Source organism: Streptomyces sp. 2A115 (assembly GCF_052245575.1).
Taxonomy (GTDB): domain Bacteria; phylum Actinomycetota; class Actinomycetes; order Streptomycetales; family Streptomycetaceae; genus Streptomyces.
This window is the reverse complement of sequence record NZ_JBQQCG010000017.1, coordinates 39,214-65,894: the sequence shown is the minus strand read 5'-3', so window position 1 is coordinate 65,894 and position 26,681 is coordinate 39,214. Positions and strand designations below refer to the sequence as shown.

Genomic DNA, 26,681 nt, shown 5'->3' with positions numbered 1-26,681 from the left:
GTCGTCGCCGGCCCACTCAGTATCGGGACGGGAAGACACACCGGAAGCTGGAGGCGACGGCCGGGTCGCCGTGGCCGTTGTAGCGGGACACCTGCGGGTAGCTGCACAGGTCACGGGTGACGCTCTGCTGCGAGTCGTTGATCAGGGTGGCGGGCAGGGTCTTGGGCGCCTTGCCGTGCTCGACCCAGGCGGTCAGCGCGGCGAGGCCGTCGGCCGAGCCGTCAAGTCCGTTGAGACCGCAGTGGTTGGTCCCCGGGGCGAGGAAGAGACGGTAGAAGTCGTCGACCCGCTTGGTTCCGCCCATCTCCCGCTCGACCTGCTCGCGGTACTCCACAGTGCCCTGGGTGGGGATGTACTGGTCCGCCAGGCCGTGCCAGGACAGCAGCTTGCCGCCGGACTTGCGGAAGCCGGACAGGTCCGGATCGTCCGTGCCGATGACCTTGTCGTACTCGGCCTGGGACTGCTTGAACAGCTTCGTGAACTGGCTGTAGGTGATCTTCGAGAGGTCGAGGGAGGGATCCTTCGCCACCCAGAGCTTGACCCAGGCGGCGGGCACCGGGAACGGCGAGCCCGCGACGTTCCCGTCGGCGTCGGGATCGGTATGGCCGGCCAGAGCCCACAGATCGGCCCCGATCGGAACGCCGGACCACAGCTTCTTGCCGGAGGCGGTGCGCGGGCCGTCCCAGATCTTGCGTACGACGGTCGCGTCGGCCGCCGTGATGGTCAGCTCCTTGCCGTCGCACACGACCTTGGTGCCGATGAGCCGGCGCGGGTCGAAGTCGCAGCGGGACGGGTCGTTGACCAGGCCGTCCTTGACGCCGTCGAGGGAGTCGCAGGCCTTGACGGCGGCGTTGGTGAAGGCGTCGAACTCACACTTGGACGGGTAGGTCTTCTCATTGCTCATGACCACCTGCGGCCACAGGGTGGCGACCTCGAACTCGTCCCAGTTGATGCCGGGAGCTTCGGCGAGGATGCCGTCGTAGTCGTCGGGGTAACGCTGGGCCTCCATGTAGCCCTGGCGTCCGCCGGTGGAGCAGCCGGTGAAGTAGGAGTAGGCGGGACCCTTGCCGTAGACCCCGTCGACGACCTGCTTGCCGACGACCGCCGCCTCGTGCTGGGAGCGGGAGGCGAAGTTCTTCAGCAGCGCGGTGTTGACCTGGCCCTCGCTGTTCAGCGCCCAGCTGGTGTCCAGGGCGTCCCCGACACCGGCGTCGGTGGTGACGGCGGCGTAGCCGTTCTTGACCGCGGTGCCCAGAGCGACGCCGTTGTCACCGGCCAGGTAGGCGGCACCGCCGAGCCCCTGGAAACGGCCGTTCCAGCCGCTGACGGGCAGCCAGGTCCGCACCTTGGCCTGGTCGCCGTCGCCCGGGTGGGTGAGGGTGACCGTCACCTCGCAGTAGGCCGGAACGCCGGAGACCGTACCGCCCAGGACCCCGGTGCCGTTGATGGTGCCGCCCGCTTGGCTGACCGCGGTCACGGACTCCACCTCGGTCCCGGCCGGAGCCTTCACCGAGGGCGCCGTGCAGGCGAACGCCGGGGAGCCGGAACCGTCCTGGGGCTCCGCCGAGGCGGTCGGCAGGTACACCGCCGCGGCCAGCGGCACACCGGCCGCGAGGACAGTCAGAAGTCGTCTCATTGGTTTCCCATCGAAGAAGGAGGTGTGTGCGGGCCACGGCGATACATATGCACGTCACATGAGGCGGGCCGAAGAATGATCCGGACTTTATCACTGGTTAAGCAGGTGACGAAAGAGGTGGATCGAACTCCGGTGAACGAGTGGGCCCGTCGCCCCCTGACCCGGATCCACTCTGGCCGCACACCACACGTACCGACAACAGTCAGTTGACGGTCCACACCCGGGAAAACCGACCGATCCCCGCGCAGGACGTGTTAGGTCATTCGACGGTCCGCCGCTCGGACACGTCACTCACCTGCTCCCCCTTCAGCCACCGCGAGTGATACCGCTGCGCCCACGACCGGCTGACGTATCCGGTGCGCAAGCCCAGCCTCGCCTCGGGGTCCTCGAACGCCTTGCGCATGTGCCCGAGCACGACAAACGTGATCGCCCAGGCCACGATGTCGTGGATGAAGATCGCGCTGGTGCGGGAGATGACGGGCAGCAGCCCCATGAACCACATCAGCAGGCCGGTGAACATCATCACCAGCACGGCGCCGGCGATCCAGCCCGCGTAGAGCTTCTGGCCCGCGTTGAACTTGCCGGCCGGGCGGGCCTCGGGCGAGGTCCGGCGCCTGCGGACGGCGCGCAGCCACTGCCGGTCGTACACCGCGAAGCGGTTCAGCCTGCGCAGGTCCGCACGGAAGGCGGGAGACAAGAGCCCCAGCAGAAAGGGCAACGGCAGCGAGATGCCGGACCACTCGTGGACCGTGACCATCAGATGCCGCCGTCCGACGAGTTGGGCCAGCGGCCCGAGGTAGAGGCAGGCGGCGGAGACCAGGCACAGCAGCATCAGATAGCCCGTGGCCCGGTGGACCATGCGCTCGGCGGTGCTGAACCGGCGGACCCGGCCGTCGTGTTCAGGCCGCGTCGTTGTGCCGGTCGGCGTCGTCGAGCCAGCCGTCGACCGCATAACCGCGCTCCTCCCAGTAGCCGGGGACGACCTCGTCGGTGACCGAGATACCGGACAGCCACTTGGCCGACTTGTAGAAGTACATGGGGGCCACGTAGAGGCGGACCGGTCCGCCGTGCGCGTGGGTGATGGGCTTGTCCTGCATGTTCAGCGCCACCAGGACGTCCGAGCGGCGTGCCTGTTCCAGGGTGAGGCTCTCGCTGTAGGCGCCGTCGAAGCAGGTGAACCGGATCGCCGCGCCGGGAGAACGCACCCCGGCGTCGTCGAGGATGTCCGCCAGCTTCACCCCCTCGAAAGGCGTCTTCTCCACGCGCCACCCGTCGGTGCACACGACGTCGTGGACGACCCGGGTCTGCGGCATCGCGCGCAACGCGTCGAGCGTGTAGGTCTTCGGCTGCTCCACCAGTCCGCCGACCGTGAGTTCGTAGTTCGTCTCGTCCTTGTGCGGCACCGAGCCGACGACGCTGTAGTACCGGAAGCCGCCCGGATTGGGCAGCAGACCGGTCAGCCCTGTGGCGTCGACCTGCGAGGCGGCACCGAGAAACCCCTCCCAGCCACGCTGCAGATGGGGTGCGGCGGCGAGCCCCGCGGCCCCCGCGCCGAGCATGCCCAACATCGCCCGCCGCCCCACCGGTGCGCCCCCGGCCATCGGCTTCGGCTTTTCTGCCATGGTGTGTGCCCCTTCCGACACGTGTGAACTTTGCCGAGCCATGAGCAGCAGCATCGTCACCGGTTTAACTGGTGACGATGCTGTCATGGGGTCGCGGGGCTGTCAACAGGAAGCCGTCGATGCACACGTATGAGCCCGGCCGGCCACACCACCGACCGAGCAGGCCGACGATTTGTTAGAGTGTCAGTGACGCTGACCGTGCATCGAGGAGTCACAGACGTGGTGGGTGAAGACGACATCTCCGGGTGAGACCCGGATCTGACGGCCACCGGCCGGCGCTCAGGAGCGCTGCCGACGTGGTCCGTTTCGTCGTACCTCCTTTCCCATGTCTGCCCAGGGCAGAGGTCCAAGCTCTGCCCTCATTCCCCTCGAGGTCGCCTCCATGTCCGACGCCGCGATCGTCTGCTCGAACCTCTCCTTCGCCTGGCCCGACGACACCCCGGTCTTCCACGACCTGTCCTTCACCGTGAGCACTGGCCGCACGGGCCTGGTCGCCCCAAACGGCGCCGGCAAGAGCACCCTGCTCAAGCTGGTCGCCGGCGAACTGAAGCCCGTCACCGGCTCGGTGTCCGTCGGCGGCACCCTCGGCTACCTCCCGCAGAGCCTTCCCCTGACCGGCAACCTCACGGTCGCCGAGGTGCTCGGCGTCGCGGCGGTGATCCGTGCCCTGGACGCCGTGGAGTCCGGCGACGTCAGCGAGGAGCACTTCGCCACCATCGGCGATGACTGGGACATCGAGGAGCGCACCCGCGCCCAGCTCGACCGTCTGGGCCTCGCCGACCTCACCCTGGACCGCAGCCTGAGCACGCTCAGCGGCGGCCAGGTCGTCTCGCTCGGCCTCGCCGCCCAGCTGCTCAGGCGCCCCGACGTCTTGCTGCTCGACGAGCCCACCAACAACCTCGACCTGCAGGCCCGGCACAAGCTCTACGACGTGCTGTCGGACTTCACCGGCTGCCTGCTGTTGGTCAGCCACGACCGCGTACTGCTCGACCGCATGGAACGCATCGCCGAACTCGGCAGCGACGAACTGCGCTTCTACGGCGGCAACTTCACCGAGTACGAGGAGGCCGTGCGTGCCGAGCAGGAGGTCGCCGAGAAGAACGTCCGCAACGCCGAGCAGGAGCTGAAGCGGGAGAAGCGGGAGCTGCAGCAGGCCCGCGAGCGCGCCGACCGGCGCATGAGTAACGCCTCCCGCAACCTCAAGAACGCCGGCCTGCCCAAGATCTTCGCCGGCAACATGAAGCGCGGCGCGCAGGAGTCCGCGGGCCGGGCCGGCCAGATGCACGCCTCCCGGGTCAGCGAGGCCAAGACCCGGCTCGACGAGGCCGGACGCGCCCTGCGCGACGAGCAGCGCATCACCCTGGACCTGCCCGACACCCAGGTGCCCGCCGGCCGCAACCTCTTCCTCGGCGAGGGGATGCAGGTCCGCCTCGGAGACAAGGCGGTGTTCGCCGCGGGCGGTGTCGACCTGTCCGTCCGGGGCCCCGAGCGCATCGCGCTGACCGGTCCCAACGGCGCCGGAAAGACCACCCTGATGCGGCTGGTCACCGGCGAACTCGCCCTGGAGGGCGGGGAGATCAAGCGCAACGACGGCCGGATCGCCTACCTCTCGCAGCGCCTGGACCTGCTGGACCTGAACCGCACCGTGGCGGAGAACTTCGCCACGTTCGCACCCGAGCGGCCCGAGGCGGAGCGGATGAACCTGCTCGCCCGCTTCCTGTTCCGGGGCACGCGAGCGCACCTGCCCGTCGGGGTGCTCTCCGGCGGCGAACGGCTGCGCGCCACCCTGGCCTGCGTGCTGTGTGCCGAACCGGCCCCGCATCTGCTGCTGCTGGACGAGCCGACCAACAACCTCGACCTGGTCAGCGCGGGCCAGCTGGAGAGCGCGCTCAACTCCTACCAGGGCGCCTTCATGGTGGTCAGCCACGACGAGCGGTTCCTCGCCGAGATCGGCGTGAACCGCTGGCTGCGGCTGGCCGACGGAACCCTCAAAGAGACGGGAGCCCCCGCGGTGTGATCCGCCGACGTGTGCAGTGGCCCGCGTCCGAGGCAGCACGCCCCGCGGGCCGAACACCGATCACGTCGGACGGTTCTTCATGCCCCACCCCGCTCTGCTCGCCCACGACCTCGTCCGTGACCTGGGCGGCCGTCGCGTCCTCGACGGCATCTCCCTGACCGCCTCCCCCGGCCACCGCATCGGCCTGCTCGGGGAGAACGGCGTCGGCAAGTCCACCCTGCTGCGCGTGCTCGCCGGCGTCGACGAACCCGACGCGGGCAGCGTCACCCGCCCGTTCGACCTCGGCTTCCTCCACCAGGAGATGCCGTACGACGCCGACTCGACCATCGCCACGGTGCTGGACGAGGCATTGCGCGAGGCCCGCGAGGACCTCGCCGAGCTGGACCGGCTCGGCGAGGAACTCGCCCGCGTCCCCGAGGACGACCTCGGCCACCAGGAGCTCCTCGACGCCTACGGAAGGCGCCTCGAGCAGGCCCAGGACCGGGAGTCCTGGGACGCCGACCGCCGTGCGGCCCTGGTCCTCGACGGCCTGGGCCTCGGCACGTTCGGGCACAACCGCACGCTCGGTTCGCTCTCCGGCGGGCAGCGAGGCCGGCTGGCCCTGGCCGCCCTGCTCGTCCGGCGGCCGTCGGCGCTCCTGCTGGACGAGCCGACCAACCACCTCGACGACGGCGCCGCCGCTTTCCTGGAGGAGCAGGTCCGCGGCCTGCCCGGGACCGTGGTCGTCGCCAGCCACGACCGGGCGTTCCTCGACGCCGTCTGCACCGACCTGATCGACCTCGACCCGGCGGTGGACGGCCCGGTCCGCTACGGCGGCAACTACAGCGCCTACCTGTCGGAAAAGCTCGCCGAGCGGGAGCGCTGGGAGCGGCGGTACGCCGAGGAACAGGAAGAACTCACGGAACTACGGCACGGGGCGGGGGTGACCGCGCACCGGGTCGCGCCGGACCGCGGCCGCACCGACAACGAGAAGATGGGCTACGGCCACCGGGCCGGCCGGGTGCAGAACCAGATCTCCCGCCGGGTCCGCAACGCCACCCGGCGGCTGGAGGAACTGGAGCGCACCCAGGTCGCCGCGCCACCGCGTCCGCTGCGGTTCGCGGCCGGGGAGCTGGCCGCGCGTACCGAGGAGGGCCCGCGGCCCCTGGTGTCCCTGCACGACGTGCGGGTGCCAGGCCGACTGGCTCTGGACGGCCTGGAGGTGTCGGCGACGGACCGGCTGCTCATCACCGGCGGCAACGGGGCGGGCAAGTCGACGCTGCTCGCCGTGCTCGCCGGACGCCTCCCGGCCGAGGGCGAGGTGCACCGGCGGCGGGGGCTGACGGTCGGGCTGCTCACCCAGGACACCGTGTTCGAACGGCCCGATCGCACGGTCCGGGAGACCTACGAGCTGTCGCTGGGCCCGTGGCGGGCCGAGAAGGTGCCGCTGGGCTCGCTCGGACTGATGCACGAGGCGGACCTGGGCAAACCGGTCGGGCAGCTGTCCGTGGGTCAGCGCCGCCGCCTGGCGCTGGCCCTCCTGGTCGCCCGCCCACCCCAGCTGCTCCTGCTCGACGAGCCCACCAACCACCTCTCCCCGCGCCTGTGCGACGAGCTGGAGGCCGCCCTGGGCCCGGGCCCCGGCGCAGTCATCGTGGCGAGCCACGACCGCTGGCTGCGCCGACGATGGCAGGGCCGCGAACTCCGCCTGGAACCGGGACGCGGCCGACAGGAGGAGGTGCCGTACGAGCCCGAGCACGCCGCCACCAGGGAAAACCGTCTGGAGCGGTGACGCTCCTTGCGCTCGACATAAGTCACCTGTCAAGATGGTGATGTGAACCTTGACCATGTATTCGTATGCGGGCACCCCGCCCTCGACTTCGCGGCCACCCTCCGAGCCCGGCGCTCGACCCGGTTCGAGATGTTCGTGACACCGGAACGGCTGAATGCCTGGTACCTGGAGTCCGGGCTGGTGGACACGATCACTCCCGGCGAGGAGGACGACGTCCGCGAGGCCACGACCGTACGCGAGGCCATCTACCGGCTCGTCACCGACCGCCGCCTCGGCGAGGAGTTCGACAGGGAGGCGCTCGACGCGGTCAACCGTGCCGCGCGCAGGACCCCCGTGACGCCCCAGCTCACCCCGACCGGGCGGCTCACCGAGGCGACGCCCGAGCAGGCGCTGGCGACCGTCGCCCGGCAGGCCGTGGAACTGCTCAGCGGCCCGGACGTCCCCTTGATGAAGGAATGCGGCAACCCCGAGTGCACCAGGGTCTACATCGACCGCTCCCGGGGCATGCGGCGCCAGTGGTGCGGCATGGAGTCCTGCGGCAACAAGATCAAGGCCGCCGCATACCGCGCACGCAAGAAGACCGCGCCCGCCGCGACCGCACACTGACACCCTCATCCGGTCGGCGCGCGGTCCCGGCGAACGCGGGGACCGGTCGGCGGCGAGGTCCTTGACGGGCTTGCGGAACTTGCTCATCAGCATTCCCCGAGCCCAGCGCACGGGTGGCGGTGAGGCGGCGTCGACATAGCGCCGGCCAGGAAGGAGCTCGGGGTGCTCCAGGAGGCCGAGGACCAGGTGCGGCCCATCCTCGCGTTGACGGCCGCACCGCCGTCAACCCGGCGAAGGACCTGGCGACGAGTTCCGCGCCCCGGGCCACGACGGCATGAGCGGTGAGGATCTCCTTGAAGAGAGAGGCAGCCCTTCCGCGGACGTGTGCCGTCCTCATACGCGTGCGGACAGGCACGTCACGGAACGCACGCTTCGGTACGGCCCGACCCCGCCACACGAATGCGGGAGCGGGCCGTACCTGGCTCAGACCCTGGGGGTCAGGGCCTGACCCGCGGTCGGCCTTGGAAGATCCGTCTCCAGGAGCCGTTCACTGCAGGGACGGACGGGTCGGCGCCAATGGTTCACAGGTGCGCACTGGCGGTCCGAGGGGGGACTCGGCCGCCAGTGCGGGGACGGGATCGGGAACGGACCACGAGAACGTGGCTGGACCCTGAATGTCCCGTCACGGCACCGCCGCCCGCGTGTCCAGGCGGCAGAGCCTTCCATCCGAAGAACGCAACAGCGGACCGAAAGGTTCACCACAACAGGTGCATCCGGCCGTCGCTTTCGAGGTGTCTCAGAGATACATGGCTCGATGACTGCGGTAGGCGAACGTGTCGCCCGAGCTGAGGATGGTCACGATCTCCTCGCAGAAGCGCCGGTACTCCGTCTCCTGATCGGCCGCCAGGGTCACGGAGACGACGGATCCCTGGGGCCCGACAGGCCGCAGGGTGCCCAGAAGGCCCTGCGGGGGCGGCAGCAGCAGCACTTCCATGACGCGTCGGAAGACATCGGTGAGGCTCTCCTCCCGATCCGGCGGTTCGGCACACGCCTGCTCCGGTATCGGACGCCAGAGCTTGTCGGCCTCGACGAACAGGTCGAGGCAGGCCGCCAGGCGTCCGAGATCGACCGTGGCCAGCTCGATCGGGTACAGACTCGTCAGCTGGTCGCCGCGCACGCTGCGCAGGGTGAACCCCTCGGCCGGAGCGTGGTCGGCGGAGGTTTCTTCGCTGTGCCACCGGGACCACAGCGGCAGCTTCAGCAGCACCTGCACCCAGCTGTCGTAGGCATCCGAGACGACCCGCTCTTCGTCGGACCCCAGGCCCGCGCTGTGCAGTCGGTAGAGGTGGCGGAGAAGCGGTTCTTCCAGGCTCTGGAACTTCGCGAAGAACACAGGATCGTCAGGGACCAGGACGTACAAGGGCTCCTCCTCTCACTGGCATGACGGCTCGAAGCCTGACGCGGTACGGCCGTCGCGCGGGACACCTGTGCCACCGCATGGCGTCACCGCTCGGACCGGTCCGCCGGTGAGCAGGCTCGCACAGCACACGCCCAGCGGGCAGAAGCCCGTCATGAAAACGAACGGAACAGGCCACCGCGGGGTTCACCGGGGCGCGCTCCGCCACGCCACCTCAAGAGTAACCGGCTTGACAGGTGACGTACTTCTATGGGAACGTCATCACCTGTCAAGCTGGTTACTTCTGTTTCCTCGGAGGCACACATGTCGGTCGTGCGACGCGCGGTACGACACTCGACACCCCGGGAGGTCGTCCCGCCCGCGGCTGCTCACGGGAGAAGCTTCCACCCGGAAACCACCGCCGCGATGACACACCACAGGCACTCCTTCGCTGCGCACACGTGCCACGAATCGTGGCTACACTTCGCGGTCTTGGCCGCAAGCCCCTCGGGCGGAGACGGCTTGGGTCCCCCGGCGGCGTGGTGACGACAGGCGACCAACAGCACCTCATGAGAAATGGCGAGGCCAGCCGCGAGATGGACGCGACAGTGCGCTACTCAATTCTCGGTACCGTGCGGGCGATGCGCGGGGACACCGAGATCGACCTGGGCCCCCCTAAGCGACTGGCCCTGCTCTCCCTGCTGCTGCTACGCGCCCCTGGCCCGCTCACCCTGAGCGAGGCGGTCGACATCCTGTGGGGCGAGGAGCCGCCGGCCAGCGCCGTCAACGTGGTGCACCGGCACGTCGGCGCGTTGCGCAGGACACTCGAACCCGAACTGCGCAGCCGTACCCACGCGGAACACCTCGTCCGCGCCGCAGACGGCTACCGCCTGCTGGTCGACACCTCGACCTCGGATCTGCTGCGCTTCCGCGACCTGCGCGCCCAGGCGCAGCTCGCGGTCAGGGGTGGCGCTCCCGTACAGGCCGCGGAGGACTTCGTCGAAGCCCTCCGGCTGTGGCGCGGTCCCGTCGTCGCCGCCGGCACATCGGTGGCCCGGCATCCGGTGTTCACCTCGGTCGGCCACGAGTTCGTCGCGACGGTGAAGGAAGCCGCCGACGCTGTCCTGACCGCGGCGCCCGCACTGACGGAGGAGGTGCTCGCGATGCTGCGGCGCGCCGTGGAGGGCCACCCTTTCGACGAGGCACTCCACTCCCGGGTGATCGCCGCCCTGGCCGCCACCGGCCGACCGGCCGAGGCCCTGCAGCAGTTCGAGACCATCCGCGGCACGCTGGCCGAGGAACTGGGCGTCGAGCCCGGCCCCGAACTGCGCGCCGCGCAGCAGCACCTGCTCCAGCGCAGGGTCTCCCGGGCCCCGGACACTCCCCCACCCCGTCCCACGGAAGCCGGCAGGCCGGCTCAACTGCCCGCGGACTGCGCCTCCTTCGCCGGCCGTCGGCAGACACTGAGCCAGTGCCTGGAACTACTGCCGCTCAAGGGCGAGAGCCGGCCTCCGACGATGACCACGGCCATCTGCGGCATGGCGGGAGTCGGCAAGACGACGCTGGCCGTGCACTGGGGCCACATGGTCGCCGACCACTTCCCCGACGGGCAGATCCACGTCGACCTCCAGGGCCACCACGCCTCCCAACCCCCGCTCGACCCGGCCGAGGCCATCGCCGAGGTGCTCGGCGCGCTGGGCGTCAAGCACGACCGTTCGCACTCGAGCGCCGCCGCACTCGCCGCCGCCTACCGCAGTGCTCTGGACGGGCGTCGGCTGCTCCTCGTCCTGGACGACGCCGAGGACAGCGAGCAGGTACGTCCCCTGCTCCCCGCCGCACCGGGCAGTCTCGCGATCGTCACGAGCCGGCGGCGGCTGGAGGGCCTGGCGGTCACGGACAACGCCCGGATCATCACGCTGGATCCCATGACCCGCGAGGAGGGTCTCGAACTGCTCGACCGGCGCCTGGGCACCGACCGGACCAGAGCCGAGCACGCCGCCGCGGAGGAGATCGTGGAGTTGTGCGGGGGGCTGCCACTGGCGCTGGCCGTCGCCGGTACCCGCGCACTGGTACAGCCACAGTTCCCGCTGGCCTCGCTCGCGGCCAGGCTCCAGGACACCGACGACTGCCTCGACGTGCTGTCCGGCCGCGACGCCCGCACCGACATCCGCAGTTCGTTCCACCGCTCCTACGAAGCGCTGGGCAGCGGCGCCGCGCGGCTGTTCCGGCTGCTCGGCCTGCATCCCACGCGTGACATCACCCTGCCGGCCGCCGCCAGCCTGGCCGGCACCGACCTGCGCGGCACCCGGCAGGACGTGGCCGAGCTGATGGATCACCACCTGCTCGTCGAACTGACCGCCGGCCGGTACACCTGTCACGAACTGCTGCGCGCCTACGCGCGAGAGCTCAGCTCGCTCCTGGATTCCCCGACCGTGCGGTCCGAGGCGCTGGCCAGGATGTTCGAGCACTATCTGTACAGCGCCAGCGCCGCCACGGCGTTGCTCGCACCGCACTGCGGCGGCGTGATCCTGCCGCCGCCGAGACCAGGGGTCCGGCCCCAGGAGTTCGGCGGACGCGCGGACGCCGCCGAGTGGATCGTCGCCGAGCAGTACCTGCTGCCGGAACTCGTCCGCGCCGTCGGCCACGACCCCCGCGGCGAGACGTTCCGACGCCAGTTGACCTCGGCGTTGGAGATGTGTCTGCACTCGACCGACTTCTAGGCGGCCTTGGTGAAGTCCAGTGCGGTACCGCCCCCCGTAAGGGGCGCGGGGCTGTTTCCGATATGCGGCTCCGCCGCGTGGGCGCGACCAGCCCCCGCCGGCCCGCAGGTTCATCACCGTTCTTCCAGCGGAGCGCTCAGGCGGCCTCTGGTCGCACGACGCTCCGCAGCTTGCGCAGGGCGTTGTGGTGACGGCTCTTGACGGTGCCGGCCGGGATGCCGAGGATCCCGGCGGTTTCCTGGATGCTGCGGTCGCACAGGTATATGTGGACCAGCACGGCACGGTGATCGGGAGACAGCCGGCGCAGTAAGGGCCTGGCCACCAGGGCGTCGTGCACCGCCTCGGTGCCGTCGGTACGCGACACGGGGTCGCTGTAGGTGACTCCGACAACCTCCTTTCGGGCATGGGGTTTGCGCACCCAGTCGATGACCAGGTGCCGGGTCACGGTGAACAGCCAGCCGCGGACCGACCCCTCCATCCCCAGCAGTCTGTCGATGTTCCGCCAGGCCCGGATGGTGGTCTCCTGGACGATGTCCTCGGCGAGTCCGTGGTCACCCAGCATCTTCTCGGCGTACGAGACAAGACCGTCGCGGTGTTCCCTCATGATGGTGCCGAGCAGATCGGACCGGGACATAGCCGTGAGGGGCGTAGCCATAGTGTTCTGAACCATCCTGGTTCTCTGTCGTGCGGCGACCGGGGGCCGGATGTAACCCCCGCGTACGCACTTTAGACAGCGGCAAGTGCCAGAAACATGCCGCATTTGTGCCGCCGTAGTGCCGCGAGCCTCGACCGGCGAACACATATGCTCGCGAGATGTCGCTCGGCGCCGGAGGACACCTCCCCACCAGGGGTTTTCTACTCCGGACAGCGATTCCCCGCTTTGCCGCACTCCAAACGGACGCAAGGCGTGAGTTGTATGTCACGTGTGTCGAGCCGCCTTGATCGACCTGAGACCGGCTCCCCATGGAGACACATGTGATGGCCGTGAGACAACTGAGTGGAAGGTGTGCGGGGCCCGGCGGCCGGAAACCAGGTGTGTGACACTGTCTGCTCGGCACGCGCCGCGCGGTGGGATCCCCAGGGCCACTGTCGCCGACTACGCCCTTTGCGAGCGCGTGTTCCCGCGAGTCAGTGCGCCGACCGTTCCGGGTACGGCCCGGCCAGGATCGGCGTGCTGGAGAGCCACCTGAAAGGTATGACCACATTGCGTAAGAACCTGCTGCGGCTGGGAGTGACCGCGGTTGCTGCCGTCGGTCTGTCCCTCGGCGCAGGCACAGCGTTCGCGACCCCGGGCGGTCCGGGCGTGACGGGCAAAATCATCTCCCAGACCACGTTCAACGGGAAGGACTACATCCTCCGCCAGGTCACCATTCCCCCGGGCCAGAGCACGGGCTGGCACTACCACGACGGAACCCTCTACGGATTCGTCCAGCAGGGCACACTCAGCCACTTCGACTCGGACTGCGAGTCCGACGGCGTCTACAAGGCCGGCAGCGGACTCACCGAGCCTTCCGGCGCGGACAACGTGCACATCGGCCGCAACCTCGGCGCGACCGATGTGGTCCTCGACGTCCTGTACGTCCTGCCGCACGGCGCCCCGCTGTCGGAGGACGCCCCCAACCCGGGCTGCGACTTCCAGTAGGTTCCCCAGCCCTTGCGCACCACAGGACGAGCCCGCCACGGCCGACAGACCGTGGCGGGCTCGTCCTGCGACAGAGCCCCGAGGCCCCTTCACATGTTCACGGGCGACCAGGAGCGGAACACCGCGGCCTGGCCGTGGATCCTCCCATGGGTGTCCATCAGGTCCCACATGGTCACGTCCTCGATCCAGAAGGTCCGGCCGCTCTTGCCGACACGTATCCCCCGGTAGCCGGTGGCGTAGTGGTGGACTGTCACGGCGCGCACGAAGGCCTCCCGGTCCTCCTGGCCGTCCGGGCGCGCCGACAGCCGGGACGGCAGGCCGACGAACTCGTCCCAGGAGTAGCCGAAGCAGTCCTGCGCCGTGCTGTTGGCGTAGACGAAGCGCGGGTCGGCGGACGTGTCGTGCGCCAGCAGCCCGAGCGGGGCCCGCTCGTACAGCCACCGCGCGGCGTCCCGCCCGGTCTCCCACACCGCCGGACACAGCGGCTCGCCCACCAGCCGCAGATGGCTGGAGAGCAGCAGGTCGGCGAAGGCGGGGTCAGTGGGCCGCACAGGCAGGGTCATCGGCGTGGCGCCGTCGTCAAAGGGTGTCATCACAGTTCACATGTTTCTTCGTCCGGCACGGCTGGAGGTTTCGTCATCGTCACGGGCCTTGACAGGGAAGTGTCCGCCGCAACAGCCTATGGCAACGTTGTCAGAACGCGAGACCGCCCCCGTACCGGCAACACGTGGCACTCCCCACCCTCCTGTGATTGGACGACTACACATGGCTGATCAGTCGTGTTCTTCGCGACACCCCTCCCGGCGCACCGTCGTCGCGACCGGCTCGACACTGCTGGCCGGGTTCGGCCTGGGCACGGTCCTCGCGCCGACGGCCGACGCTGCCGCGCGAACCGCGGGTGTGACGGGCACCGGCGCGTCCGCCGCGCCCGGTGAGATCGCCGCCCACCGCCCGGTCCGGGTCTCCTCGCAGGCCTACGCGCCCGCCCCCGCCGCGTTCGTGGTGGACGCGCTTCCGGCGCAGGGTGTGCGCGGCACCGGATGGCGCGCCGAGTCGGGCGACCCTCAGTGGATCGAGGTCGACCTGGAGACGGACTGCCGCGTCGACCGCATCCGGCTGACCTTCGAGGCCGACGCGAACGACCCGGTGTTCACCCCGCCGGCCGGCGGAAACCCTCGTCAGGGCACCACGGGCAAGGAGATCCTCTCCAGCTACGCCAGGGAGTTCGTCGTCGAGACGTCCCGCGACCGCGACTCCTGGACCAGCGCGTACCGCACCACGGCCGGCACCGGCGGCGTGCTGGACATCCCGCTGGCGAAGCCAGTCACGGCCCGCTGGGTACGGATGACGGCCCACCGGCGCTCCAGCCCCAACCCGCTGGGCCTCAACGGCTTCGAGGTGTACGGCACCGCTTTGGGCCACCGCCCGAAGGCCACCGGCTGGACCGACTGGGGCATCCGCCACGGCGACACCCCCCGGCTCACCCTCGCCGCCGACGGCACGGTGCCGCTGGAGTCGGGCTGGACGCTCACCCTGGACGACTGGGCGGACGGCGACGGTACGACCCTGTCGCGGACCGGCGTGGACACCAGCCGCTGGCTGCCCGCGACCGTGCCCGGCACCGTGCTGGGCTCCCTCGTCGACCAGGGCAAGCTGCCCGACCCGGTCACGGGACTGAACAACCTGCGCGTCCCTGAGGCACTGTCCCGCCACTCCTGGTGGTACAAGCGGGACTTCGACCTGCCCCGCGGCCTGCGCACCGGCCAGGGGCGGCACATCTGGCTGGAGTTCGACGGTGTCAACCACAAGGCCGAGATCTGGCTCAACGGACACGGGGTGGGCGAGGTGACGTTCCCTTTCGCCCGCTCCGCCCACGACATCACCGAGTTCCTGGCCGCCTCGGGCGGCAACGCACTCGCCGTACGGCTCTTCCCCATGCCGGTGCCCGGCAGCCCCGGCGACAAGGGCCCGGCGGGGGAGGCCTGGGTGGACGCCGGAGCCAACACCATGAACCTCAACTCGCCGACATACCTTGCCTCTTCGGGATGGGACTGGATGCCGGCCGTCCGCGACCGCTCGGCCGGCATCTGGAACCACGTACGGCTGAGATCGACCGGCCACCTCTTGATCGGCGACCCGCGGGTCGACACCGCGCTGCCCGCGCTACCGGATCTGTCGGTCGCCGAACTCACCCTGACCGTCCCGGTGCGCAACGCCGACTCCGCCGACCACGAGGCCACGGTCTCCGCCTCGTTCGGTGACGTCCGCGTCTCGCGCCGGGTCACCGTCCCGGCCGGCAAGTCGGTCGACGTCGTCTTCACGCCCGATGCCTTCGGCGCACTGCGGGTGAAGGACCCCGACCTGTGGTGGCCCAACGGCCTGGGCGAGCCCACCCTGTACGACCTCACCCTGGTCGCCCGGACGGGCGGCGCCGAGAGCGACCGGCGCACCACCCGTTTCGGCATACGGCAGTTCGGCTACGAGTACGACACCCCGCTGAAGTTCACCCCGTCGTCCGATGCCTACACCCAGACCGTCCAGGTCGGTGACCAGCACGCCCGCCACGTCCGCGTCCGCTGTCTCACCCGGGCCACCAGTTGGGGCAGTTCGCTGTGGGCCCTGTCGGTGTTCGACAATTCCAGCCCCGGCACCGACCTCGCCCTGCACGCCCCGGCCGAGGCCTCCAGCACCGACGAGGACGGCCACGGGGCCGCCCATGTCACCGACGGCGACTCGAACACCCGCTGGTCCTCCGCCTTCGCCGACGACCAGTGGATCGGCGTCGACCTCGGCTCGGTGCGGTCCTTCGACCGGGTCGACCTGGTCTGGGAGCAGGCCTACGCGCGGACCTACGTCGTCCAGGTCTCCGAGGACGGCGAGCAGTGGACGGACACCGCGGCCGTGGACAACACGGCCGTCCCGCTGCCCTTCAACAGCGGTGACGCCAGCCTGCGGGTGACCGACTTCGAGGCCCGCACGGCCCGTCACGTCCGCCTGTCCTGCGGCCTCCGCAACACCAGCTGGGGCAACTCCCTGTGGTCCCTCGCCGTCATCGACAGCGCCGAGCCGGGCACCGACCTCGCGTTGCGCCGGCAGGCGACCGCCTCCAGCGAGGAGGACGCCCACCCGGCCGCCCACGCCACCGACGGCGACCCCGGCACCCGCTGGTCCTCCGCCTACGAGGACCACCAGTGGATCCAGATCGACCTCGGCTCGTCCCGGCGCTTCGACCGGGTCGCGGTCCTGTGGGAGCAGGCGTACCCGAAGACGTACACCATCCAGGTCTCCGCCGACGGCGACACCTGGACCGATGTCACGACCGTCTCCAACACCCCCGATCCGCTGAAGATCAGCGTCAACGGCGTACGGGTGCTGGTGCGGGGCGGCAACTGGGGCTGGGACGAACTGCTGCGCCGGATGCCCGCCGAGCGGATGGACGCGGCGGTGCGGATGCACCGGGCCATGAACTTCACGATGATCCGCAACTGGGTCGGCAGCAGCAACCGGGACGAGTTCTACGCCAGTTGCGACGAGCACGGCATCCTGGTGTGGAACGACTTCCCCAACGCCTGGAGCATGGACCCGCCGGACCACGAGGCGTTCCTGTCCGTGGCCCGGGACACCGTGCTGCGCTACCGCATCCACCCGAGCGTGGCCGTGTGGTGCGGTGCCAACGAGGGCAACCCGCCGGCCGCGGTCGACGAGGGCATGCGCAGGGCGGTCGAGAGCCAGGTGCCGGGGGTGCTCTACCAGAACAACTCGGCCGGCGGCATCGTCACCGGAGGCGGCCCCTACGGCTGGGTCGAGCCGGAGCGCTACTTCGATCCGTCGACGTACGGCAGCAAGGACTTCGGCTTCCACACCGAGATCGGCATGCCCGTCGTCTCCACCGCCGCCAGCACCCGCGCCATGGTGGGCGACGACGGGCCGGAATGGCCGATCGGCGGTGCCTGGTACCACCACGACTGGAGCGAGCGCGGCAACCAGGCGCCGCAGAACTACAGGACGGCCATCGAGACCCGCCTCGGCACGGCCACCGACCTGGACGACTTCACGCGCAAGGCGCAGTTCGTCAACTACGAGAACTTCCGCGCCATGTTCGAGGCCTGGAACGCCAACCTGTGGGACAACGCCAGTGGGTTGATGCTGTGGATGTCCCACCCGGCCTGGCACAGCACCGTCTGGCAGACCTACGACTACGACTTCGACGTCAACGGCGCCTACTTCGGCTGCCGGAGCGCCTGCGAACCCCTGCACGTGCAGGCCGACCCGGTGAAGTGGCGGGTCATCGCGGTCAACCACACCCGTGAGCCGCTCAAGGGAGCAACGGTCACGGCGGAGACGTACGACCTGTCCGGCCGCCGGGTCGCCGGCACTCGGAAGGCGCGCGTGGACGTGGATCCCGCGTCCTCGACGGCGGCGTTCACCGCGGCCCCCGAGGACGACCTGCCGGACCTGCATCTGCTGCGGCTGACCCTCACGGACGACCGGGGCCAGGTCCTGTCACGCAACACCTACTGGCGCTGCCGCACCCCCGAGGCACTGCGGGCTCTCAACCAGGTCCAGCAGGCCAGGCTGTCGGCCGCCCTCACACAGGTGTCGCGCGACGGGGACCGGCGTACGGCGACCGCCACGGTCCGCAACCGGGGGTCCATGGTCGCCGCGATGGTCCGGCTCTCGCTGCTGGGCGAGGACGGCGCCCGAGTCCTGCCGACCCTCTACGACGACAACTACCTGTGGCTGCTGCCCGGTGAGACACGCACGGTCACACTGTCGTGGCCCGCGTCCGCCCTGCCTTCGGGCCGGCCGAAGCTGCGGGTCGAGGGGTACAACACTCCCCCGGTCACGGTGCGCGGCTGAGCCGTGCCGGGAGAGGCCGGGGGCCGATGCCGCCGTATCGGCGGACCGGCCCCCGTGCGTGTGTCACACGCTGCGCTCGTAACTGGCCCACGCGATGTGCGACTCGTGCAGCGTCAGGACCACTTCGCGGATCCCCCGGGCGCCCTCCCCCAGCGTGCCCGCGCGGATCGCCTCGACCAGGCGGTCGGCGATCACCTTGGCCAGGTACTCCGTCGAGGTGTTGATCTGGTGGAACCGCTCCTCGTCGTCGAGGTTGCGATAGTTGAACTCGCCGATCACCTTGCCGAGTTCCGCGGTTGCCAGACCGATGTCGACGACGATGTTGTCGTCGTCCAGCTCCGGGCGCCGGAATGTCGCGTCCACGACGAACGTCGCCCCGTGCAGCCGCTGGGCCGGGCCGAAGACCTCGCCGCGGAAGCTGTGGGCGACCATCATGTAGTCACGTACGGTGATGCTGAACAAGAGTCCTCCCAGGTGGGGGTGTGCGCTCGGCACGGAGCATAACCGGCGCACACATGACACAGGGCTCTGCTGCCTGACACCCGGGCCGGTGTAGGGCGTTTCCCCGGCATGTGAACCAAATGTGTGGTCGTCTCGTGTCCTTCATGTGTGCGTGCCGCCTGCGGGTGGCTTCACCGGCGGAGGAGGACGATGGAGACGTCACCGGGAAGCCGTCTGGAGAGGGTCCTTGCCGACTTCGCCGAGCGGTACGGCACTCTGTCCAGGGCCCGGGAGCAGATGAGGGCGCTGTCGGTGACGGCGCGTTCCAGGGACGGCGTCGTGGAGGTCACCGTGGGCGCCAACGGCCACGCGGCGTGGATCCACTTCGTCGACAAGCGGTTCCGCGGAATGGCCGCCCCAGATCTGGCCGACAGTGTGCTGGAGGCTCTGACGACGGCCCGGGCCGAGGTCGCGGCCAGGGCCGCCGCCGTGCTGACGGCCGCTGACCTCCTGCCGGCGTTGCCCGCGCAACCCGGGCCCGCAGGCGAGCCGACGCGGTCGCGGCCGCAAGGGCCGCTGTGGGGCCGTGGACCCTCGCTGCCCACTCCCCTGCCGCCGGAGCTGCGCGAGGCCGTCATGGCGCCGAGAGACTCCGCGTGCGATGCCATGAGCGAAGCCTGGCGGCCCCCGATGTGCGGGTGCGCGGGGGTGCCCGAACAGCCGGGGAGAGGTGCGGGCATGGCCGCCGGTCCACCTGAGGGCGTTCCGTACGGCCATCGGATGTGTTCAGGACCGAGGGCAGGCACACAGGTTTGACTTCTCACACGTTACTCTGTGGCGGGAGCAACCCAACAGAGAAATGTTCCGGTATCCGCCGGGTGTTCTCCGGTGCATCCCACTTTGTGTTCGTTGATCCTTTGTCACTCTCCGAGCAGGAGTCACACGTATGACCGACTTTCCCTCTCCGCCGCCGGTTCCCCAGGACCGTCAGTTCGTTCTCGGCCAGCATCTGCGCCTGTCGGTCCTCGCCTCCGGCGAGGAGACCGAGGGCCGGCACGACGTCTCCGATGTCACCCTGCCCCCGGGCGCCGGGACGCCGCTGCATCTGCACACCGGCTACGAGGAGCGCATCTGGGTCGTCTCCGGTTCGCTGACGGTCTGGGCGGGCTCGGACGCCTTCACCCTACGGTCCGGGGACTTCTACGCCATCAAGATGAACACGCCCCACACCATCAAGGCGGGGGACGACGGTGCGCGCACGCTCGCCATCACCTCTCCCGCCAGGTTCGCGGAGCTCATCAGCCGCACCGGTACGCCGGCGCACCTGGCGACCACCGAGACCGAGTGGGACATGGGACTGTTCCAGGCCGTCACCGAGGAGTTCGGCGACGTCATCCTCGGCCCGCCCGGAGCCACTCCGGCCGATCTCCAGCGCGACACCAAGTAACACGACGGGGCCCTGCCGCTCACCCAGCGGCAGGGCCCCTGCGGGATCGGGCCGCAACGAGAGGATCAGAAGGACCATGCCGAAGCTTCTGCGTGAGGACGACATCGTCCGCGTCGAGAGCAACGTCTATTCGGTGTCAGGCAGCAACACCAACTGGGTCATCGTCAAGGAAGGCGACAGCTGCACCCTCGTCGACACCGGCTACCCGGGCGACCGCGACGCCGTGCTCGCCTCGCTGGAGGCGGTCGGGCTCAACGCCCGCTCCGTGGCCGCGGTCCTGGTCACACACGCGCACAACGACCACATCGGCGCGGCCGAGCACCTGCGAGCCACGTACGACGTGCCGGTCCTCATGCACGAGGAGGAGATACCGCACGCCCGCCGCGACTTCCTCGACCAGGTTTCCGTCGGCCAGGTGCTCGCGCGGGCATGGCGGCCCGGTGTGCTCCCGTGGGCCGTACACGCCCTCCGAGCCGGCGGAACCACGCATGTTCCGGTCCTCGAGCCGCAGGGGTTCCCCGTGCCGGGGGCACTGGACCTGCCCGGTGCGCCGGTGCCCGTGCACACACCGGGGCACACCAAGGGCCACTGCGTCTACCACCTGCCCGGCAGCGGCATCCTGATCACCGGCGACGCCCTGGTGACCGCGCACCCCACGTCGCGGATCGGCGGACCGCAGTTGCTGCCCGGCATGTTCCACACCGACCGCGCCCGGGCTCTCTCTTCCCTGGCCGTGATCGAGGACCTGGACGCGCATCTCATCCTGCCCGGCCACGGACCCGTGCACCACGGGTCGGCCAAAGAGGCAGCTCTGACGGCCCACGAGCACACCGCCAGGTGACGGCCCGCGTCCGAGGCGCGGCCCGACACATGCGCTCGTCCCACGGACAGGGCAACCCGGTCCCACATACAACGACCACCAAGGGTCGCCAGAGAGGCGGTTCGACGACATACCTACCCTCCAGTGTTGGCGGCGGGAGCCTCGAGCGAGTGACGTCGTCGAACCCTCGGGAGGCCGAAGAAGGTCCACACTTCCGCCATGCGCAGACATATCAGCGCCTATCGTGGAGAGTGGGCATGCCAGACGAACCATCTGGCGTCGACACTTATCTGCACGGGACCCCCGGTGTGGGTACCATGCGCAACGTCATCCATATCAAGGGAGTGAACGGTGTGACCAGCCAATCAGCCGCCACGCTCCGGTCGCGGTACGTAGCACAAGCCGCGTCGGACCTGGAGGAGAACCGTCAGCGACAGCAGGAGCTGATGGAGAAGATCCAGATGTTGAAGCAGGAGGAGGCCCTCCTGGCGGACATCATCAACCTCGCCGAGCAGTACGAGGGTTTCGCGGACGCGTCCCGTCTGCCCGAGCAGTCGCAGGAAGAGCCCGTCGTCGAAAAGGCGAAGCAGGCACCTGCCGAAACCCCTTCACGACGCTCCACGTCGGCCAGGACCACTCGGGCCGCCAAGACCGCACAGGCCGCCGAGAAGCCGAAGTCGCACCAGCCTCTGCTCGGTGATCTGCTTGCGGACCTGCTCGGCCAGTACGACGAGCCGCGTCTGGCGAAGGAGCTGCGGGACGAACTCCTCGAGAAGCACCCGGACCGCAACCCCACACCTCAGGTGGTACGGAACACCCTCGAATCCCTGGTCGCCAAGGGACGTATCAGGCGTCACAAGCAAGAGCGTTCCGTCATGTACACCCTGGTGTAGGGGGCGAGGCGGACAGCTCCGACTGACGCACACGCGTCCCGCGGGCGGCGGTCCGCAACCGGGCACTGCTGTGCACCTCATGCGGCACAACCGCCACGCGGGACGAGTGCGGCACTTCAGGGCGCGTACCAAGGGTTTCTCCCCGCGGAGCCACCTCCGCCGGCCACCCCTCGTCGACGGTCGGGTTGAGCATGGGTTCGTCGATGCGGAAGTCCTCGTCGCCCAGGGTGAAGTACGCAGCAGCGACGAGTTCCCGCATGCCCTCGCGTCCGGCAGCCGGCCGCGCGTGCGTGGCCGAAGGCCGGGCCGACGGGCCGTGGTCGGCACCGACGGGCCGGTGTCGTCCACCATGAAGTCGTCGGCGCACGATACCGATCCTCACGAGCGCCCCTTCTCCCCACGACGGGTCTCCGACAGGCGGAAGGATCCCGGCTTCCTCCCTTCCCAATAGCTCCACGTTCTTGCAAGGGCAAAAGGTTCACCCGGGATCGTCACAGCGTCTGCAGGAGCCGGCGGTCGATCAGCCGACCGGTGCCCTGGGGGCCTCGTCCAAGCATCGGAGTCTCACAACGCCCCCAGGAGGGTCCGATCGACACCGTGTCCTCGTCGCGCCCGGTCCGGCCGTCGCCGCTCTCTCCCATGAGGCAGGTGCGAAGCCCCACTCATGGGTGTGCCAACGCCCGTCGGCGCGCCCGCTTGAGCGGCCCTATCCCCGCCACATGTTGTCGAACGCGGCGGTCTCGACGTCCCGCCGCAGTCGTACGGCCTCCAGCCGCGTCACCGCGTCGCCGACGGCGGCCAGCACCGTCGTGACCGCGTCTCCGGTGGGACTCTCCGGAGCCTCGGCCGGGTCTTCCCCGATCCCTGCGGCCGCCAGCAGAGCGGCGAGGACGGGTTCGCCGGACGCCCTGCGTTCCTCCGCACTGCGGCAAGCCTGCGAGTCGGCCAGGACCGTCCGCGCGGACCGCAGCCGGAAGTGGCCTCGTGGGTGGGTGACGAGCCCTGCCCGCTCCAGGTCTTCGACATAGGCCGCGGCGAGCTCGCCACCGCGGCGCCACAGCCATTCGTCGACCGTCTCGTAGGGCTCCCGCCGGGTGAGCGAGGCCTGCGCCTGGTCCAGCAGACGGTCGCCCGTCGCCACCCCAGGACCGGGCGTCATGCGGTCGCCGTCCAGGCTCAGCGCTCCGCTCTCCAGGAGATCGATCGCCTCGGCACCCGCGAGCGCAAGGGACAGGTCTCCCTGTGCCACGGGCCGATCGGACGGCATACTCAGGGCGACGAGCGCCAGGTCGCGTGCCGTGGTCATGAGTCCCTCCTCGTCTCCAGCAGGCGCAGCCACACCTCGCTGATGGTGGGGAACGCGGGTACGGCGTGCCACAGACGCTCGACCGGCACCTCCCCGGTGATGGCGACGGTGGCCGAGTACAGCAGCTCGGCGACGCCCGGTCCCACGAAGGTGGCGCCGACGACGACCTGACGGTCCCGGTCGATGAGAATCCGTGCCCTGCCACGGTAGTCGGGGCGGTACTGGACGGCACCCGCGAGGTGACCGATCTCGTAGTCGACGACCTCGACGGCCCGGCCGGTGCGCTCGGCCTCGCGGACGGTCAGGCCCACGGAGGCCACCTCGGGGTCGGTGAAGACGACGCCGGGGACGGCCTCGATGTCGGCCGTACTGCTGTGCGGGGCCCAACGGCCGGTGTCCAGTTGCTCCCCCCGGGCGCGGGCGGCGATCACGGACCCGGCGACGCGGGCCTGGTATTTGCCCTGGTGGGTGAAGAGAGCCCGGCGATTGACGTCGCCGACGGCGTACAGCCAGTTTCCGGGGACAGCGGTGACGGTCAGGCTGTCGTCGGTGGCAAGCCAGTCACCCGGGTCGAGTCCGACGGTGCCGAGGCCGATGTCCTGCGACCGCGGGGCGCGACCGGTGGCGAAGAGGATCTCGTCGGCGGTGAGCTCACCGCCGTCCGACAAGGCGACACGAACCTCACCCTCGCCGTCGCCCACCCGCTCCGCGCCGACGACGGAGACGTTGAAGCGTACGTCCGCACCGGCCTCCCGCAGCCGCTCGGTGATCAGCTCACCCGCGAAGGTCTCCATCCGCGGCAGCAGCCCGTCCTCCCGGGCGAGCAGGGTCACCCGGCTGCCCAGGGCCTGCCAGGCGGTGGCCATCTCGACGCCCACCACACCGGCGCCGACGATCACGAGGCGCTGCGGCGGCTGTTGGGCACTGGTCGCGTCCCTGCTGGTCCAGGGCCGCAGGCTCTCGATCCCGGGCAGCGCGGGCAGGGCCGCGCTGCTGCCGGTGCACACGGCGACGGCGTGCCGGGCCCGCAGGCGGACGGTGTCTCCCTCGGGGGTCTCCACGGACACCTCCCGTTCCCCCGCCAGCCGTCCGTGACCGCGCAGCAGGTCGATACCGGCCGACTTGATCCACTCGACCTGGCCGTCGTCCTTCCAGTCGGCCGACATGCGGTTGCGGTGCGCCAGGACGGCCTCGACGTCCAGCGGGCCCTTGACGGCGGGGTCGAGACCCGGGACGTGCACGGCGTCGGCGCGGAGCAGGACGGGGCGCAGCAGGGCCTTGCTGGGTTCGCAGGCCCAGTACGAGCACTCACCGCCGGCCAGTTCACTCTCCACGAGGACGGTGCTCAGGCCCGCGGCGATGGTACGGTCCCCGACGTTCTCGCCGACCGGACCTGCGCCGATCACTATGACGTCGTATGTGCGGGTGTTCTCGGTCGTCATGTGTCCTCCGGTGGCTGGAGCCGGTCGGATGGGAGTCGGGCGGATGTGTGTCGGGCGGATGTGTGTCGGGCGGATGTGTGTCGCGGTCGTGGCGGGGTGGCGGTCTCAGCGGCCGGGAGCGCGCTCGGTGACCTCCTGGAGGAACCACTCGTTGCCGTCGAGGTCCTTGAAGGCGGCGAAGGTGCCGTAGCTGGCCCGCTCTGGGTGCAGGCCGGGAACCCGGTGGGAGCCACCGGCGTGGTGGAAGGCGCCGGTCTCGTCACGGAACGGGCCGGAGACCTCCACACCGCGGGAGGCCAACTCCTCCTGGGCCTTCACGATGTCGGTCACGGTCAGCTGGAGACCGTGGAACGTGCCCGCCTCCTGCTGGGTGAGACCCTCCCCGAAGATGATCGAGCACTCGGAACCGGGCGGGGTCACCTGCACGATCCGGTAGCCGTCGTTGATCGGGAAGTCGGCGTCGAGGCGCCAGCCGAGCTGCTCAACGTAGAAGCCCTTGGCTCGGTCCACGTCGGAGACGGGCAGAATGACGACTTCGAGTTTCATGTCCATGGCTGTGATCTCGCTTTCGATGGTTCGGTATACGTCGGCGGGCACTGCGCTCTCAGTGTCGGCCGCGATCGACATGTGTCGCCTCAGTCACCTGACTCAATTCGTTACCGGAGCATGGCACCTGAAGACTTTGGAATACGTGTGAATGTTGGGCGCTATGCCTTGGGCCGCGAACGCGGGCCAGCGCGGAGGCCATCGACCGATCACGGAAGGACGGATCTTGAGGAGGATCTCTCCCGCCTCTCCCACCTCTCCCACCTCCCGCGCCGGACGCGCACTGGCGGTGGGTGCCGCACTGCTCTTCGTCGGAGGTGCCCTCGCCCCTGTCGGCACGATCCGGTGCCGGACCGGTCTTCCGCCGGTCAGAGGAAGCTCGAGGCCGACGGGCCGTACCCCGACAGCGCCGCGCTCTCCGCCCAGTTCCACACCTGCGTGTCCGTCGGCCAGTCACGATCCCCGAGGCTTGCCGTGTCCCGGGACGGCCGTTCGCCCGAGACGCAGTCGCGATCCGAGCGAGGATGTCGGGCGATTCGTGCGTATACGTGCGTCATGGAAGCCATGTCCTGCGCCCTCGCTCTTCGGTCGGCGGTGTGAGTGCGGCTGAGGGGGTGGCGGGTTCCGGGCAGGGGGAGCACGGGACCCGCGGTCCAGGGACGGATCAGGCGGCGGCGCCGGCGTTGATGGTGACCGGGATGTTGTCGCGCGTGGCCTTGGAGTACGGGCAGAGCTGGTGGGCGGCCTGCGCGAGCTCCTCGGCGGTGGCCTGGTCGACACCGCCGAGTACGGGGTTGAGGACCGCGGAGAGGGAGAACTCGCCGTCGTCGCCGTGCGTGAGGGTTATCTCGGCGGTGATGGTGGTGCTGGTGAGCCGGACCTTGCGGAGGGTGGCGGCGCGACGCAGGGCGCCGAGGAAGCAGGCGGCCCAGCCTGCGGCCAGGAGCTGCTCGGGGTTGGTCGCGGTGCCGGCGCCGCCGAGCTCCTTGGGGAGGGCGAGGTCGGTCTCCAGCAGACCGTCGGAGGAGCGGACGTGACCGCCGTTCCGACCCTCTCCGTCGACGTCGACAACGGCGGTGTAGCTGACTGCCATGACTGATGCTCCCCATCTGGGTCGAAAGGTCTTCGGGCGTCTACTGACCAGGACATTCACGGTGTCACCGGTTTAGGAGGTGATGCAATCATGGCAGCCGTTCAGTCACCAGTCAAGCCGGTGATTGGATACTTCGCGGGGTGCACATGTCCCTCGTCGCCCTGGTGACATGTCCCAGCTGTGCCGGCGATATCGAGTGACACCTGCCTCAGGGCCGGCGGATTCCGCCGCGCAGATGAACGGCACTCAGCGCGCCCGGAGAGGCACGGAACCGACGAGACACATCCGCTTGTTGGCGACGTTCACAGCAGGCGTCGCGGTGGGCGCAGCCGCGGTCACCCCGTCGTTCGCCAACCCGCCGGGGCTGTCGCACACCAAAAGTGGCGACGGGGCTACATCGGACGAGACGAACCGTCCTTCCTGATCACCGACGACAGCCGTGACCGTGGCCAGATGCCCGGACCACCGGCAGACGGCCTCCAG

General features: G+C 69.8%; 21 protein-coding genes. 10 read left to right on the top strand and 11 right to left on the bottom strand.

Annotation, left to right across the window (positions count from 1 at the left end; translation table 11 throughout):
- Positions 1-16: 16 nt before the first annotated feature.
- From ACTWQR_RS17220 to ACTWQR_RS17210, 3 genes are all read right to left on the bottom strand, one after another.
- Positions 17-1,636: a tannase/feruloyl esterase family alpha/beta hydrolase gene (locus ACTWQR_RS17220; protein ID WP_443227955.1), complete on the bottom strand. Its 1,620-nt coding sequence runs from the start codon at positions 1,634-1,636 to the stop codon at positions 17-19.
- 259 nt (positions 1,637-1,895) lie between these two features.
- A complete protein-coding gene (locus ACTWQR_RS17215) occupies positions 1,896-2,588 on the bottom strand; it encodes a cytochrome b/b6 domain-containing protein (protein WP_443227954.1) in 693 nt (230 codons plus the stop codon).
- Positions 2,536-3,258, bottom strand: coding sequence for a molybdopterin-dependent oxidoreductase (locus ACTWQR_RS17210; protein WP_443227953.1), 723 nt, complete (start codon positions 3,256-3,258; stop codon positions 2,536-2,538). Before ACTWQR_RS17210 ends, ACTWQR_RS17215 begins: the two co-directional genes overlap by 53 nt.
- Before the next feature lie 382 nt (positions 3,259-3,640).
- On the opposite strand from ACTWQR_RS17210, the gene abc-f reads away from it, so the two are divergent.
- From abc-f to ACTWQR_RS17195, 3 genes are all read left to right on the top strand, one after another.
- Positions 3,641-5,275 carry a ribosomal protection-like ABC-F family protein gene (gene abc-f / locus ACTWQR_RS17205; RefSeq protein WP_443227952.1) on the top strand — a complete coding sequence of 545 codons (1,635 nt, stop codon included), beginning with the start codon at positions 3,641-3,643 and terminating at the stop codon, positions 5,273-5,275.
- Positions 5,276-5,354: 79 nt separating this feature from the next.
- Positions 5,355-7,046 (top strand): ABC-F family ATP-binding cassette domain-containing protein, encoded by a 1,692-nt coding sequence (locus ACTWQR_RS17200; protein WP_443227951.1) that lies wholly within the window; start codon positions 5,355-5,357, stop codon positions 7,044-7,046.
- A 42-nt stretch (positions 7,047-7,088) separates the two neighbouring features.
- Positions 7,089-7,652 (top strand): CGNR zinc finger domain-containing protein, encoded by a 564-nt coding sequence (locus ACTWQR_RS17195; protein WP_443227950.1) that lies wholly within the window; start codon positions 7,089-7,091, stop codon positions 7,650-7,652.
- A 736-nt stretch (positions 7,653-8,388) separates the two neighbouring features.
- Here ACTWQR_RS17195 and ACTWQR_RS17190 read toward each other — a convergent pair.
- A complete protein-coding gene (locus ACTWQR_RS17190) occupies positions 8,389-9,012 on the bottom strand; it encodes a hypothetical protein (RefSeq protein ID WP_443227949.1) in 624 nt (207 codons plus the stop codon).
- A 545-nt stretch (positions 9,013-9,557) separates the two neighbouring features.
- Between ACTWQR_RS17190 and ACTWQR_RS17185 the strand changes: the two genes are divergently transcribed.
- Positions 9,558-11,708, top strand: a complete 2,151-nt coding sequence (locus ACTWQR_RS17185) for a BTAD domain-containing putative transcriptional regulator (protein ID WP_443227948.1) — start codon at positions 9,558-9,560, stop codon at positions 11,706-11,708.
- Positions 11,709-11,844: 136 nt separating this feature from the next.
- On the opposite strand, the gene ACTWQR_RS17180 is transcribed toward ACTWQR_RS17185, so the two are convergent.
- Positions 11,845-12,342, bottom strand: a complete 498-nt coding sequence (locus ACTWQR_RS17180) for a sigma-70 family RNA polymerase sigma factor (protein WP_443227947.1) — start codon at positions 12,340-12,342, stop codon at positions 11,845-11,847.
- 561 nt (positions 12,343-12,903) lie between these two features.
- Here ACTWQR_RS17180 and ACTWQR_RS17175 point away from each other — a divergent pair.
- Positions 12,904-13,350 carry a cupin domain-containing protein gene (locus ACTWQR_RS17175; protein WP_443227946.1) on the top strand — a complete coding sequence of 149 codons (447 nt, stop codon included), beginning with the start codon at positions 12,904-12,906 and terminating at the stop codon, positions 13,348-13,350.
- An 89-nt stretch (positions 13,351-13,439) separates the two neighbouring features.
- Here the strand turns inward: ACTWQR_RS17175 and ACTWQR_RS17170 are convergent, their stop codons facing one another.
- Entirely contained in the window at positions 13,440-13,943 is a 504-nt protein-coding gene (locus ACTWQR_RS17170; protein WP_443227945.1) for an MEKHLA domain-containing protein, read from the bottom strand.
- Positions 13,944-14,115: 172 nt separating this feature from the next.
- Here ACTWQR_RS17170 and ACTWQR_RS17165 point away from each other — a divergent pair, with 172 nt between their 5' ends.
- Entirely contained in the window at positions 14,116-18,210 is a 4,095-nt protein-coding gene (locus ACTWQR_RS17165; RefSeq protein WP_443227944.1) for a discoidin domain-containing protein, read from the top strand.
- Between the two features lie 63 nt (positions 18,211-18,273).
- Here the strand turns inward: ACTWQR_RS17165 and ACTWQR_RS17160 are convergent, their stop codons facing one another.
- Complete coding sequence (locus tag ACTWQR_RS17160) at positions 18,274-18,672, bottom strand: 6-pyruvoyl trahydropterin synthase family protein (RefSeq protein ID WP_443227943.1); 399 nt, start codon at positions 18,670-18,672, stop codon at positions 18,274-18,276.
- Between the two features lie 189 nt (positions 18,673-18,861).
- Between ACTWQR_RS17160 and ACTWQR_RS17155 the strand changes: the two genes are divergently transcribed.
- From ACTWQR_RS17155 to ACTWQR_RS17140, 4 genes are all read left to right on the top strand, one after another.
- On the top strand, positions 18,862-19,467 hold the full coding sequence (locus ACTWQR_RS17155) for a YbaB/EbfC family nucleoid-associated protein (protein WP_443227942.1): 606 nt from the start codon (positions 18,862-18,864) through the stop codon (positions 19,465-19,467).
- Positions 19,468-19,597: 130 nt separating this feature from the next.
- Entirely contained in the window at positions 19,598-20,098 is a 501-nt protein-coding gene (locus ACTWQR_RS17150) for a cupin domain-containing protein (RefSeq protein ID WP_443227941.1), read from the top strand.
- A gap of 76 nt (positions 20,099-20,174) precedes the next feature.
- On the top strand, positions 20,175-20,939 hold the full coding sequence (locus tag ACTWQR_RS17145; protein WP_443227940.1) for an MBL fold metallo-hydrolase: 765 nt from the start codon (positions 20,175-20,177) through the stop codon (positions 20,937-20,939).
- 332 nt (positions 20,940-21,271) lie between these two features.
- The gene (locus tag ACTWQR_RS17140) at positions 21,272-21,811 is read left to right on the top strand and encodes a hypothetical protein (protein ID WP_443227939.1); all 540 of its coding nucleotides are present in this window, start codon (positions 21,272-21,274) and stop codon (positions 21,809-21,811) included.
- A 706-nt stretch (positions 21,812-22,517) separates the two neighbouring features.
- Here the strand turns inward: ACTWQR_RS17140 and ACTWQR_RS17135 are convergent.
- From ACTWQR_RS17135 to ACTWQR_RS17120, 4 genes are all read right to left on the bottom strand, one after another.
- The gene (locus tag ACTWQR_RS17135; protein ID WP_443227938.1) at positions 22,518-23,117 is read right to left on the bottom strand and encodes a GPP34 family phosphoprotein; all 600 of its coding nucleotides are present in this window, start codon (positions 23,115-23,117) and stop codon (positions 22,518-22,520) included.
- Positions 23,114-24,559, bottom strand: coding sequence for a dihydrolipoyl dehydrogenase family protein (locus ACTWQR_RS17130; protein ID WP_443227937.1), 1,446 nt, complete (start codon positions 24,557-24,559; stop codon positions 23,114-23,116). The genes ACTWQR_RS17135 and ACTWQR_RS17130 overlap by 4 nt, the downstream gene beginning before the upstream one ends.
- 105 nt (positions 24,560-24,664) lie before the next feature.
- The gene (locus ACTWQR_RS17125) at positions 24,665-25,111 is read right to left on the bottom strand and encodes a VOC family protein (protein WP_443228022.1); all 447 of its coding nucleotides are present in this window, start codon (positions 25,109-25,111) and stop codon (positions 24,665-24,667) included.
- A 658-nt stretch (positions 25,112-25,769) separates the two neighbouring features.
- Positions 25,770-26,198 carry an organic hydroperoxide resistance protein gene (locus ACTWQR_RS17120; protein WP_443227936.1) on the bottom strand — a complete coding sequence of 143 codons (429 nt, stop codon included), beginning with the start codon at positions 26,196-26,198 and terminating at the stop codon, positions 25,770-25,772.
- Between the last annotated feature and the right edge of the window lie 483 nt (positions 26,199-26,681).